6 protein-coding genes and 1 tRNA gene are annotated in these 14,054 nt (G+C 33.8%); 1 reads left to right on the top strand and 6 read right to left on the bottom strand.

The window, feature by feature from the left end; genetic code table 11:
• The first annotated feature begins 7 nt into the window (after positions 1–7).
• The gene (locus Q0678_RS11495) at positions 8–544 is read left to right on the top strand and encodes a hypothetical protein (protein ID WP_299058018.1); all 537 of its coding nucleotides are present in this window, start codon (positions 8–10) and stop codon (positions 542–544) included.
• A 263-nt stretch (positions 545–807) separates the two neighbouring features.
• Here Q0678_RS11495 and Q0678_RS11490 read toward each other — a convergent pair whose 3' ends face one another.
• The 6 genes from Q0678_RS11490 to Q0678_RS11465 form a co-directional block, all read right to left on the bottom strand.
• Positions 808–4,257, bottom strand: a complete 3,450-nt coding sequence (locus Q0678_RS11490) for a DEAD/DEAH box helicase family protein (RefSeq protein ID WP_299058016.1) — start codon at positions 4,255–4,257, stop codon at positions 808–810.
• Positions 4,258–4,325: 68 nt separating this feature from the next.
• Positions 4,326–5,969 carry an ATP-binding protein gene (locus Q0678_RS11485; RefSeq protein WP_299058014.1) on the bottom strand — a complete coding sequence of 548 codons (1,644 nt, stop codon included), beginning with the start codon at positions 5,967–5,969 and terminating at the stop codon, positions 4,326–4,328.
• Between the two features lies 1 nt (position 5,970).
• On the bottom strand, positions 5,971–7,083 hold the full coding sequence (locus tag Q0678_RS11480) for a restriction endonuclease subunit S (protein WP_299058012.1): 1,113 nt from the start codon (positions 7,081–7,083) through the stop codon (positions 5,971–5,973).
• Complete coding sequence (locus Q0678_RS11475) at positions 7,080–8,555, bottom strand: class I SAM-dependent DNA methyltransferase (RefSeq protein WP_299058010.1); 1,476 nt, start codon at positions 8,553–8,555, stop codon at positions 7,080–7,082. The genes Q0678_RS11480 and Q0678_RS11475 overlap by 4 nt, the downstream gene beginning before the upstream one ends.
• A 310-nt stretch (positions 8,556–8,865) precedes the next feature.
• Positions 8,866–8,938 (bottom strand) — tRNA-Met (locus Q0678_RS11470).
• A 156-nt stretch (positions 8,939–9,094) separates the two neighbouring features.
• Positions 9,095–14,054 (bottom strand): T9SS type A sorting domain-containing protein (locus Q0678_RS11465; RefSeq protein ID WP_299058008.1); only part of this gene is annotated, 4,960 nt, incomplete at its 5' end.

The following is a 14,054-nucleotide window of genomic DNA, read 5'->3' as shown; positions in this document are numbered from 1 at the left end:
TAAAATAATGAAACACCTTTTTCACAGTATATACCTTTTATCAGATAATAAAAGTTTTTCTATAGATTGTTGGAACCTCGTAGAGGACAATCTTTGGTTATTAGCTCATTTTGGAGATTTAGAAATAATATCTAAAAAGATTATGTATGCCAAACTACCGAGAAAAAATGAAGGCTCTATTGACAAAAGTAAAAGACACACACTTAGAAAAAAAGTAAACAATACAATAGAATTACTAGAGTACTTGTGTAAAAGAAAAATTTATATTTATTCTATAGAGATTGAATTCAAAAATAAAACGAGAATAAAGCTTTTTAGTAACTTGTATTTTAATATTAATACAAACAGTACAGAAGACAGAAACTCTTTAATAAACCTGTTTATGAAGGTTTCTGGTATGCCTAAGTTTGACATAGATACTTTAAAACCAAATTATGACTATTATTTAAGATATAAAACAGCTCCTGTAGAGAATGGTTTTGCCATGCCAAGTGAGTTTTGGAGTAAAGAAAATAGAGATGCTTGGTATAGTGATAGTTTTTAATTTATGATTATAGCTATATACTGCTAAAAAAGTTGTCAAAACAAGAAAAAAAACTTGACTATTAAAAAAAAAATGTATAACTTTACAGTGTAGTTTTTCACTTCTAAAGAACATGTTTTTAACCAGTTAAATTTAATAAATCTCCAAGATCATTAATTCTTATATAAGAATTATTCATCTGAAATTTTCCACAGTAGTATGTATCTAATAATAGATATAATAGTACTGGTGTTGTTAGTTAGAACTATAGTGCACTATTTTTTTTAAGCAATGCTTGCATTCCCATTTATACTGTCAATAATTCTTACCACTTTTACCAAATCTGCATCCATGTCAAAAACACCACTAATACCTTGGTCATTTAAATCTGTAAATGGTGGCTCATACAACATGCTTTTGTCTATGGTTCCGTTTTTGGTTAAATAAGAGATAATAGTTCTTATAAAAGTAATTTGATCTGCTCTTAAGTTTCCTACTTGCAAGAATTCTGCAAATGCTTCATTCAAAGCTGCTTGTTCTATGCCTGTAATACTTCTTATAAAAGCCCCTAAAGGCTTTTCTCCATATTGTTGAACAAACTCCTGCTTTGTACCTGCAACCTCTTCAGAAAAGAAGATTTTCTCTAAAACAACTAATTCATGCTCAGTGATTGGTATATTATTTGCCAACTTATGAATGGTTAACTGGTCTTTGTTTTTTCTTATATAGGTTTCTACCCTGTCTTTATAAGATTGAAGGCTTGTATACGTATTGGTTACAGGCTCTCTTACAACAATGCCTTCATAATCTAATTCATCTTGAAAATGCGTATAGATTGGTTCTTGACTTACAGTTTCTAAATATTTTATAAGATCTCTTAAACTAGTTCTAAGCTCTTCTAACTTTTTTATAGTAATGGAAGACCAGTAGTGATCTGTTTGCACTTTCTTTATTAAATTAATATGCAAGGCTACCTGCGGTATATTATCCTTTTTTTGAAGTGCTACGGCTGTTTTAAATATTTTTGCCATATACTTTGCTGTGCTGTCAGAACCTGTAAGTAATAGTATTTGATAAATTAGAACCAACATATCAAAACGCCTTGCCAATTCATCATCATCTTTTGATGCTGGTTGTAAGTGAGACAAGTGCATGTTAATTTCTTGCACATCACTTTTTGAAAGGTTAAGCCATTTGTTTTTGTTACTAAACATGGTTACATACCGCAATTGCTTTCTAACTACAAACCTATTTTTATCTAGATTTTGTACAATTGTATGTAATTCTGCCAAATAGGCATCTCTAACTTCTAGCTCCTCTGGTGTTTTGTCTGATAAATGCGTAATTAACTGAGATACTTTTAGCTTGGCTTCAAATATTTGCTGTAGTAAGGGTTTGACTGCTTTTAAATTAGCACCGTCTGGGTTTTCATCAAAAAACTCAAAATTTTGACAATAATCAAAAATTACAAATTCCTTTTTATCCTCACCAGGAGCAAATAAATCTGGACACAAACGGGTACCTCTACCAATCATTTGCCAAAACTTAGAAGCACTTTTCACCATTTTAAAGAACACTAAATTTACTACCCTTGGTGCGTCTACTCCTGTATCCATCATATCTACAGAAACTGCAATTTGAGGTTCTTGCTCTTCTAATGGGTCTACAAACTTTTCTAATAGATTTTGTGCTTTAGTTTCATAATTGTCTATCACCCTTAAAAATGTGCCACCGTACTCTGGGTAATTTTCATTAAAACGTTCTTCTATAAAAACTGCATGGGCATGGTTTTTTGCAAATACAATGGTCTTACCCAGTTTGTCTCCACCATTTACTTTGATGCCCTTATTCATTAAATGCTCTAAAACCTTATCTACCGTATCTGTATTAAAGAGCCATTTATTTAGCGCAGCACTTCCAATTTCATCTGGAGCTTCCTCATTAGATGGATCTCCAAATTTTTCTTCATACTCTACTTTTTCTCTATCTGAAAGTTCTGCGTATTTAATACCTTCTCTTTGAAACTTTAAAGGCACACTCATGGCTTTTGGCGGTACTAAATAGCCTTGCTCTACAGCTGTATTAAGTTCATAAGCAAAGGTAGGATTGTCATCTTCTATACCAAACAAGCCATAGGTATTGCGGTCTATTTCCTTTTTTGGTGTAGCTGTTAACCCAATAATCATAGCATCAAAATAATCAAAAATAGCACTGTATTTTTGATACACAGAACGGTGGGCTTCATCTATAATTATTAAGTCAAAATGCCCAACGCCATAAAAACGTTGATCTGCGGTTTTTACTTTGTCTATTTTATTGATAATGGTTGGGTAGGTAGAAAACACCAAGCGTGTACTATGGTCTTCTTTTTCTTTGGTTAAATCTATAGCAGACAAGTGCTCTAAATGCTCTTTAAAGGCATTTTTTGCTTGAGAAACCAAGGCATTTCTATCTGCTAAAAACAATATGCGTTTTGCCCAGTTGCATTTGGTAAGCATATCTACAATAGCTGCGGCAGTTCTTGTTTTACCAGAACCTGTTGCCATTACCAATAAACTTTCTCTTTTAGCTCCTCTAAGGTTGCCGTTTTTACCATCTACTACAAGATTTTCTGCCACACGCTTTATGGCTTCTAGTTGGTAATCTCTTCCTGCTATATCTAAATTTACTTTAAAGTTTCTAAGGTCTTTTCTAATGGTTCTTCTGTCTACCAATAGTTGCAGTTCATCTTGGGTATAAAAACCTTGTATTTCTCTATCTGTATAAAAGGTATCATCCCAAATATAGGTTTCAAAACCATTGGTGTAAAAGATAATTGGGCGCTGCTGATGCATTTGCTGTAAACAGTCTGCGTATAATTCTGCTTGATGCCTTCCTTTTCTGGCATCTGCCATGGTTTTTTTGGCTTCTACTACGGCTAGTGGTTTGCCATCTTTACCCCAAAGCACATAATCTACGTACCCCAAGCCAGACGGATTGGTGCTTTTAGGCATTCCTGTTACTTCATATTCTAGCTCTCTGCCTTCTGTTAGGGTTTCCCAACCTGCTTCTTTTAGCAAAACATCTATGTAGAGTTTACGGGTTACAGATTCTGGTATTAGAATAGGAATGGTTTTATTAGGGTCTTTTACTTTTTCACGTGCTACTCTTCGCTGTGTAGCTTCTTTTTGTTGTGCTGCCAGTTGGTTTTGCAACAAGGCTATTTGAGCAGCTTGGGCTTCTATTTTTGCACGCTCTTCTTTGTCTTTTTCTCTTCTATAATCTAACTGCTGTTCTAGTTGCTGCAGTGTTTTTAGGGTTTCTTTGTGGGCGTTACCATCTGGTATGAGTGCCAAGTTAAAAACAGGGGTTGCTATTTCTGGCTCACTGTAATACACGCCTATAAAACTTAAAAAACGAAACAAGTTTTTAATACTAGCAAGAGATTGGTCTTGTGAAATTACCTTACCATGTGCCGCTGCATTACCATTTAAACGTACTAGGTTTATTTCTCTAAACATAGAAGGTTTAATAATTTCTCTAAAACATTGCTCGTGTATTAAGCTGGTTAGCTTAGTATCATAAGGGAATTCTAATTCTGTATCATTTTGATACAACCATTGCACTGCTTTTTCTAGGGCAGAACGGGCTATCATAGCACTTGCCTTGGGAGATACCAACGTAAGTTTTTCTGCCTCTGCTGCTTCTTTGTAAATGGCAGGCCATGTGGTTTGTAGAAATTGGAAATTGCTCATTTTTTACTTTTTCTTACTATATATTTATCAACGTTTTATCAACATTTATCAACATTTTTATTATTATTTCATGAAGTTATGTTGATAAAGTATTTTGTCCCTTTTCGTTCACCTTCTTTAATAATTAATTGATTTTCAATCATTTCATCCAACTTTGATTTCAATGTTCTCTGTTTTATCTCACTCCCAATCCGTTTATTTATTTCACTTATTGAACTTTTTGGGTAGTTTTTTAAATCTTCATAAATTAATTCTTGTAAACGATGAGGCTCAATACGTTTAAGACTGGTACGTTCAACAAAATCTGTAGTTCTTATAAAATTAGGATTCACATAATAAAAAGTTCCCTTGGTCTTACCTTTATGCAATAGAACTCCCAATTCTAATAAACGACCAACCCAAAATTGTAATCCATTTGGCTTTGAAATATTTAATGATTTAGATAAATCAATTGCAGATATGCCCTCTTTTTGTGCTATTAAACCTAATGCAATTACTTCTTTTTGTTTCAGTTGAAGCTCCTGTGAGGCTTTATCCATTAATTTTAATATAGTATTACTAACTATTTGTTTTTTGACAACAACAATAACACGGTCATCTGCTTCTATTACGTCTGGAGGCTGTTTACCACTTCCCAACAAAACCTCATATACTTTATCATAACCACTACCTTCTTTTTCCATAAGTTTCAAGTCATAGAATAATTTAGACAATAGCGCATTTCTTTGGATTGATTGTGATAATATATTTTTAGTAGTTACACCTAATGGCAACAAGCCTGGGCTATGTATCTCTAATCTATTATGATATAAATTGATAAAGATATCTCCACGCATAGTGTAGTTTCTATGAGCAAAAGCATTTGCAACTAACTCTCTTATTACTTCTGGTGAGTAATTATAAATGTTCTTCCTAAAAATACCATCTGAAACTTCTATAAACTCATTCCAATCAGGTATTTCTTTTAATATTGCATCAATTAGTTCTTTGGGGTTATTTGAGTAATCATCCCAAACTTTTTTAAAAATTTTATTTTCTAACTCATCATATTTAATAAACTGTACAGAGGGAGCGTAATGAAGTACCGCCCTGTCTTTTCTTTTACCAAGCCAAAGAATACCTAAGTTTGTTAGCACTTCATTTTGGGTTAAAAAGTAAAAATCTGTAATTTCTTCTGGTGTCATTTCTTTTATAAATGAACTAACACGTTCTGACTCTTTAATATCTTTTAAAAAAGAATTATATTTAGATAAATCACAATCTGACGCGTGTATTTTTCTTGTTATTTTCTTTTCCCAAACAAATGCATTTTTTTCTGAAAGCAGTCTACTTAAATCTTCTGGCAACAAAGGTTTACATTGGTCAGACACACGCATATAATATTTACCGTCTGTAGTACTAGCAATACTCTGAGCGTTTCTAAAAACTTGTAACTCTATGTATTCTCCACCATTTTCTGCTGTTTTTATTACAGGCGCAACCCCTACATTATGTGTTAATGCTGGTATTTGTTTGTTTATTTTATCTAATAAATTATTAGAAATTTTTTGTTCTTTAGGAGGCATATTTTCTTCATCTTCTATACCAATTATAATTTTACCTCCTGCAGCATTTGCAAAACAAACACAGTCTTTAGCCAACTCTTTTAAGTTTGCTTTTGACCCTTGAATTATAGCAATAGATTTTTTATCTAATAAACTGTTTTCTTTCATACTAATAAGTTAACTCCCCTTTAAATGCCCTTTGTAAAAGGCTGTTAAACAAATCTTCTGCCCCTGCTAAACTAGCCTTTGCTTGTGCTTTTTGTGTTTCTATAGCTTGTACGCTGTCTGCAAATTGGTTTTGGAGGTTTAATGGTGGAAATAGAATCTCTATTCCTTTTACCATTGACAAATTCAAGTTTTTCTGCCTAACACCTCTCTGAAGACGTCTATAATGTTCTTTTCCTATTTGGATGATATTATAAACAAAAGATGTATTTACTAATCTGTCATCTAATTTACAATAGGCAATAGCTTGATTACAGCTTAAAACTTCAGTATTTATTGCTGACTTGAGAGCAGCAGTATCATACATTCCTAAAAGAATACTTCCTTTAGCTATGAGTTTTGTATTAGACTCTTTAATTGCTTGTTCTGTTATATGCTCTTTACTATCAGAGATATACATTTGATTTAGTTCACCTGAAGATAACCAAGGTATTTCTCCATCATAATAAGCTGAATTACTTCTAGATGGTGTGCCACCACTTTGCCATTTACCTAATTCACCAAGTTTTATTTTTGGTAATTTTTTTGAATTACTCACAGGATCCCCAAACATATCCAGAAACAAACTTTGGGTAAGGGCATCATACTTTTCAATGAGTGCTTTTGTTTTTTGCCTGTAGGCATCTGCTGCATCTAAAATAGCAGCTATCTTTTTTTGTTGGTCTAGGGGTGGTAGGGGGATTGTAATATCAGAAATGTAAACTTTAGAAATATGTTTTAATCCAGCACCTTTAAAACCATTTTCTAAAATATGAATATTACCACTTAAATAATAATACACGTATTTTAAAAATAATTTATCTCTATTTTTAGGTTGCGTGACAAAACAATCTGTAGATACTGCAAATTTATCATCACAGAAATGAATACTTGCCTGACCACCTGTCCCAAAAATCAAACTATTACCATCAAAAAGGAATTCATTAATTGATTTTTTCAAGATACTACTAGAAGTATAAAAAGGATAATTTCCTTCCCCTAAAAGAAGACCATCACCAGCTTTAATTTTAGACTTTTTTTGAAAGTCAAATAGATTTTTGAAACTTACTTGATTCATCCCAACATCTTTTTTAAAGCTGCTAAAGCTTGGTTTCTTTCTTGATCTAGAACTTCAATTTCACCAATAATGTCAGAAGGAGCAGCATATTCAATTTCTTCATAGATAATTTCCTTGTATCTGTTTATAGAGAAGTCCCAATCATTGTCTTTAATTTCATCAAAAGGCACCAAGAAACTCTTGTCTGTTCTGGATCTGTTGGTTTCTGCTGCTAGGTTGTGGTATCTCTTTAAAAGATCTGGTATGTCATTGTCTTTAATTTCATTGCGTTTGTCATCTAAACTGTACCCGTCTGCGGTCATGTCATAAAACCAAACGGTATCTGTACCACCTGTGCCTGTTTTGGTAAAAAATAATACGGCTGTACTTACCCCAGCATAGGGTTTAAACACCCCACTTGGCATAGATACTACGGCATCTAGCTTGTGTTTTTCTATGAGTTCTTTGCGTATTTGTTTGTGTGCATTAGAACTACCAAACAATACGCCATCTGGTACAATTACGGCTGCTCTACCACCTGTTTTTAGCATGCGTAACATCAACCCTAAAAAAAGTAGTTCTGTCTTCTTAGATTTTACTACTTTTAAAATAGAGTTTTCTACCCCATCATAGTCTAAACTCCCTTTAAAGGGTGGGTTTGCTAATATGAGTGAGTATTGGTTTCTTATGGCTGCTGCACTTTCACTTAGCGCATCATTTTTAATCAAATTTGGGTTTTCTATTCCATGCAGCTGTAAGTTCATAGCTCCAATACGTATCATGGTGTCATCTATTTCTACACCATTAAACATTTCATTGTTAAAATGGTCTCTAAATGACTTATCTAAAAACAACTCTTGGTGATTGTCTCTAAAATATTCTCCTGCGGCTACTAAAAAACCTGCGGTACCAGAAGAAGGATCACAAATAACATCATCCTTTTTAGGTTGTGTCATGTCTACCATCATTTTAATAATGTGTCTTGGGGTTCTAAACTGCCCGTTGGTTCCTGCTGAGGCAATTTTAGAGAGCATGTATTCATAGAGATCTCCTTTGGTATCTCTATCTTTCATGTCTATTTTATCAATTAACTGCACCACTTGGTCTAATAGCCTTGGTGTAGAAATAATAAAAGTGGCTTTGCTCATAAACTCTGCAAAAACACCTGCAGAGTCTCCCACTTGTTTCATATGATCAAAAACCGTCATACCATCTATGCTAGGTTTTGTAAACACCTCAAACATAGACTCTGGATCTTTATTTTTAAAAGAACTCCAACGTAGCTCTTTTTGGGCTGTGGTAAATATGCTGTTTTGTATAGGTATACCAACAGTATTGGCTTTTTTTTCTTCTAAAAGTTGGCGTTCATCTAGCCGTCTTATAAAAAGCAGATAGGTAAATTGTTCTATGACACTTAGCGGGTTAGAGATTCCACCTGTCCAAAAGGCTTCCCATATTTTATCTACTTGACTTTTTAATTCTCCTGTGATCATTGCTTTTTGGTTGTATATCTGTCTGTAAAAGATGAGGTACCAAAGTAAAAAATATTATTGTAAAATACTATGGGTGTTAAAAGAATTATCAAACACTAAAAATTACTGCCAGTTTTACTGCCAATTTACTGCCAGTATATTGGTTTTTACTGCCAGTTTTATGTATATTTGAAACTTAACCTATGGCAATTAATAACCAAAGTGTAGTTAATATATGCTGTTTAACACACAAGCAATACACTCTTAAACCCCTTGTATACTTGAGTTTAAAGCAAAAAAAAAGAGTAACCATTTCTGATTACTCTTGTAGTAGCGGGAACTGGACTCGAACCAGTGACCTTCGGGTTATGAGCCCGACGAGCTACCTACTGCTCTATCCCGCGTTGTAATCTCCAATTGCTTCAATTTAGCTTTTAACTTGCACATCATAACTGTGCCCAAATAATTGGATTGCAAATATACAATACTTTTTAACTTTTACAAGTTAAATTTAAATAAAAAAATAAAAAAAGAGGATTGTTAAATCCTCTTTTTTTTAATTATAGCTTAATCAATCGTTTCATCATTTTTCCTCCTTTAGAACTGATTACTTTTATCAAGTAGGTTCCACTACTTAAATCTGCTATATCTATAAGCTGATTAGAAGTATAACCATCAATCTCTTTCAGCGTTCGTCCGTTTATATCATAAATAACAACCTTTAAATTAAGGCTACTCTCAGTTTTTATGCTTACAACATTAGTTGCCGGATTTGGATACAAGACAAGCTCTAAATCTAATAATTCACTAGTTGTACTAAGTGTTGTTATTGTTATCGTTTGCGATTCAATTTCTGCAGGATTATAATTTTCATTCCCTGGTTGTATTGCACTAATAGTTGCCGTTCCAACACCAACAATAGTTACTGTATTAGCATTAATAGTTACCACATCGGTATCTGAACTACTAAAACTAACTGACAAACCAGAACTAGCAGTTGCCTCTAAATTAAAAGTTTGAGAATCTGTAGGAACTGTGAATGAATTGAATGTAATTGTTTGATTTGCCTTTGCAATTGTTAAAACAACCTCTTTTTCTGCAGTCTCATAGTTTTCGTCTGCTGCTACAACGGCTTTGACACGAACCGTTCCTGCTTTTACAATTGATACCGTATTACCAGTTAAACTAACTTCTCCCGTTCCTCCAGCGACAATACTGTATGTAATTGTTCCTGTTGATGTACTACTTGCGGACAAATCAAAATCGGCTGCTCCAAATGTTGTAGAGATATCTTCAAAAGTGATGCTTGGGGTTGCTTTGTTAATTGTTAAAACAGTGGTAGTTTCTGCAGCTTTATAATTTGCATCTTCTACAACACTTGCTTTTAAAATAACTGTTCCTGCTTTTACAATTGAAACCGTATTACCTGTTAAGGTTATTTCCCCAGAACCTCCGTCTACAATACTATATGCTATGTTTGAACTAGAATTGGTTGTTGCAGCTAGATTAAAATCTGCATCTCCAAAGGTTTTAGCTATTGCAGAAAAACTTAGTGTAGGCGTTTCTTTTACTTGAATAGAAACTGCTACTCGGTTAGAAGTATTTTTATAAGATACTCTTCTTACAATACCATTGTCTATCAAATAGTGGTTCCCAAAAGTATTTTTTGAGATTTTTGTAGGTGCTTCTAAGCTTGCTAAAAGACCGTTACCATCTGTAACAACTGCATTTTCATTTCCTGCTATTGTAGTAACTGTATTTGTTGATAAATCTACTTTTCTTATTTTAGTATCATCTACTACTAATAGATTACCAGCAGCATCAAAAGAAATATTTTTTATTTTTTTAAACCCTGCATTTTCACCAACTCCGTCAACAGCACTTGTAATTGAGAAATTTCCAGCGATTACTTCAAATATCCCTTGTGGCGATATCTTGTAAATAGCACTACCATCAATATCTAAATAAATAAACCCATCAGCATCTACAACAATTGCTGCTTCTGCTGGAATTAACGGAATTGATGATTGAAAAAGCGTAGTAACCTCTCTTTGTGGGGTTATTTTACGTAACAACTCTTGATTAAAATCTAACACATATAGATTGTTAAAGCTATCTATCGAAACCTCAGTAGGATAATCAAAACTAGCTGTTAAACCATTTCCATCATCTCTACCATTATTTCCACTTCCTGCAAAAACACTAACAATACCTTGTGGTGTGATTTTAAGTATTCTATTTGCGCCACTTTCTGCTAGAAAAAGATTACCGTCATTGTCTATAACCATCCCTAACACGATGCTTATGTTTTCTGAAGTTGGATTTCCATTTTCATCAACAAAAGTACCTGCACCTGCACCAACTATATAGCTACCAATACCGCTTGGCGAAATTTTTAGAACTACAAATTCATCTGCACCTAAAAGCTGGCCACCTACATATAAAAACCCATCTGTATCTACTGTAATTACTTTTGCTAAAAAGGTATCTGAACCAAAAAGCTCTTCTGCGTTTTGAATGTTAAAAGTACTAATGTTCGGATACGGTAAAGGATTAATTGCTTCTTGTGCTACATAATACGTTGCTGTATTAATTAAGGCAGAAGACAATAAAGCCTCTTGCGAGTTTATATCTGCATACCATTTTGCCTCATAACCTGCACTTGGCGTTGCTGCTAAATTGGCTACTGTAGCTTCTGATGACAAACCTAGGGTTTGAGTAGCTTCACTAATTTTTTTAACTGAAACTGCCAAACGACTACTACTCTCAATGGTGTTTAATGTTTGAGTTGCATAATATGTTGCTCCATCTACTAAGTTTCTAGTTGCATCTAAAAGACTGCTAGACGTAGCACTTGCATACCATTTTACAGCAGTTGCCGTTAGTGTTAAATCGTTCAAAGTTTTTGTGCCTGCATAAATCTGCAATCCTAAACCGTTTGGTCTTGGAGCATCAAATTCTACTATAACATTTACCTTGTTAGAGGTTTCTTCGTTGATATTAATTTTAAGTATCTGATCTTCATCTGTAACATACAAACTACCAAAACCATCAAATACAATTTCTGAAGGATGCCTTAAACTTGCACTCAAACCAACACCATTTTCACCTTCATCGTTTCCATTGCCAACAATTGTAGTAACAAGGCCTTCTGGTGTTATTTTACGAATTAGTCTGTTATCGGTATCTGTCACATATAAATTATTGTCAGCATCTATAGCCAAACCTGTTGGATTGTTAAAGCTCGCTAAAGAACCCAAACCGTCATCATTACCTATTTCTCCGTTTCCGGCAAGTGTTGATACTGTTCCGTCTGAAGTAATTTTACGTATAGAATGATTTGCAGCATCTGCTACAAATAAATTGCCTTGAGCATCAAGTACAAGTCCTTTTGGACTATTAAATCTAGAAACATTTGCTGCTCCGTCTGTATTTCCGCCTTCAACAGAAGAACCTGTAAACGTAGTTACAACAGCCTCTGGGGTAATTTTACGAATTTTATAGTCTGAGTCACTTGTATAGATATTGTCTTCAAGATCTATAGCCATACCTTCAATTGAAGTAAAAGATGCGCTAGTGCCTGTACCATCTATATTTGCAGATTCTCCATCTCCTGCAAAAGTAGTTACCTCTCCTTCTGGTGTAATTTTACGTATTAAATAATTACCTGAATCTGCTACAAATAGATTTCCGAAAGAATCTATAACTAGCCCCCATGGTCTGTTAAAACTTGCCGCAATTCCGTTTCCATTATCAGCACCTTCTCTTCCTGTACCCGCAAAAGTAGTAACCGCTCCGGTAGTAGAAATTTTACGTATAAGATGGTTGCCCGTATCTACAACAAATAGGTTCCCATAAGCATCAAAAACCATATCTTTAGGTGCATCAAAAGTAGCATTTTCATTAAAACCATCTGCATTACCAACATTTTCACTACCTGCATAGGTAATTGAGGTGTACGCTGATATATATTGTGAAACTGCATAAGAAGCTCCGTTTGTAATTAAAACTGAATTATCTAAAGGATTGATACTCGTCTCATTTTCGAACCACTGTACATTGTACCCACGACTAATATTTGCTTGTAAATTTTGAACAATTGTTCCTTTTGAAACATCCATTTTTTGAATGGCATCACTAATTCTTTGCACTCTAACAGGCAATCTTACAACACTTTCTAAACCATCAACTTCTTGACTCGCGTAATACGTAACTCCGTCTTCTAATACTGTACTCATAGACAACACATCACCCTCTACAGCCGTGTTGTACCATTTTATAGAGGTGCCTGTTACAGTTAAAGCTTCTAAGGTTTGTGTTCCTGCATAAATTTGAGTTGTTAAACCTTCTGGAGTTGGCGTAGCCGTTATTACATCAACAGCAACTCGATTAGAGCTACTTTTAACTTTCATTAAACGAATAGTATTATCATCTAAAATATAATAATTGCCTTGAGGATTTTTAGCAATATTAAATGGAAATAAAAAACTAGCATTGGTTCCTTCACCATCTATAAGTTGAGAATCTCCACTACCTGCTATAGTTGTTACTTGTTTAGTTGTAAGGTTTATTTTTCGAATATTTAAATTGTCTTCATCTACTACTAAAAGATTCCCTTGCCCGTCTAAAATAAGATCAATTATATCTCCAAAACGTGCTTCAGCTCCAATACCATCAAGTGTATTGTCATTATTATCATTACCGTCATCAATAACTCCCGCAATTAACACTACTTCACCAGTAGCAGTGAATTTGTAAATAGTTGAACCATCCATTTCAAAATAAAAAGCACCTTCTGCGTCTCTTACAAATGCACCATTACTATCAACATCTCTTAGTAAAGTACTTACAAGACCGTCAGATGTTATTTTTCGTAATTTTGGATTTTCTCTATCATAAACATATAAATTATCCAAAGTATCTATTTCCATAGAAACAGGGTAATTAAAACTTGCATCAAATCCTAAACCATCATCGTCTCTATTTTCTCCACTTCCTGCAAAAGGAGTAACTGTTCCGTTAGGTGAAATTTTAAATATCATACTTGAATACGAATCCAACACAAAAAGATTTCCATTAGAGTCAAATACCATATCGCTAATATAAGAAAAAGGCACATCGGCTTGTGAACCATTAGGATCTAAAAAAACACCATTCCCATTGCCTACCAAATAAGAAATTTGTTGATCTGGTGTCATCTTTAAAATAATTTCTTCGTCGGTATTATCAAGATAAACTGCTATATACAAAACACCTGAGGCATCTAAAGCTATTGCATCTAAAAAATATGGTTCATCCTCTAAGAAAGAACCTAATACTTCTTCTGTTAAAAAAGTACTAACATCTGGCGAAGTATTGTTATTAATAAGATGCTGCTCTACAAAATAAGTGCCTGAAGTAACTTCTTGCTCATCATCTAAAACCTTATCTGAACTTGCAGAAACATACCATTTGGCTTCATATCCATCAGTTGGGGTGGTTGCTAAATCTGCTATTGTATTTGTGTTATTTGAACTAATA

The organism is uncultured Polaribacter sp., from assembly GCF_947497125.1.
In the GTDB taxonomy this organism is placed as follows: Bacteria; Bacteroidota; Bacteroidia; order Flavobacteriales; family Flavobacteriaceae; genus Polaribacter.
This window is presented reverse-complemented; position numbering and strand designations above follow the sequence as displayed.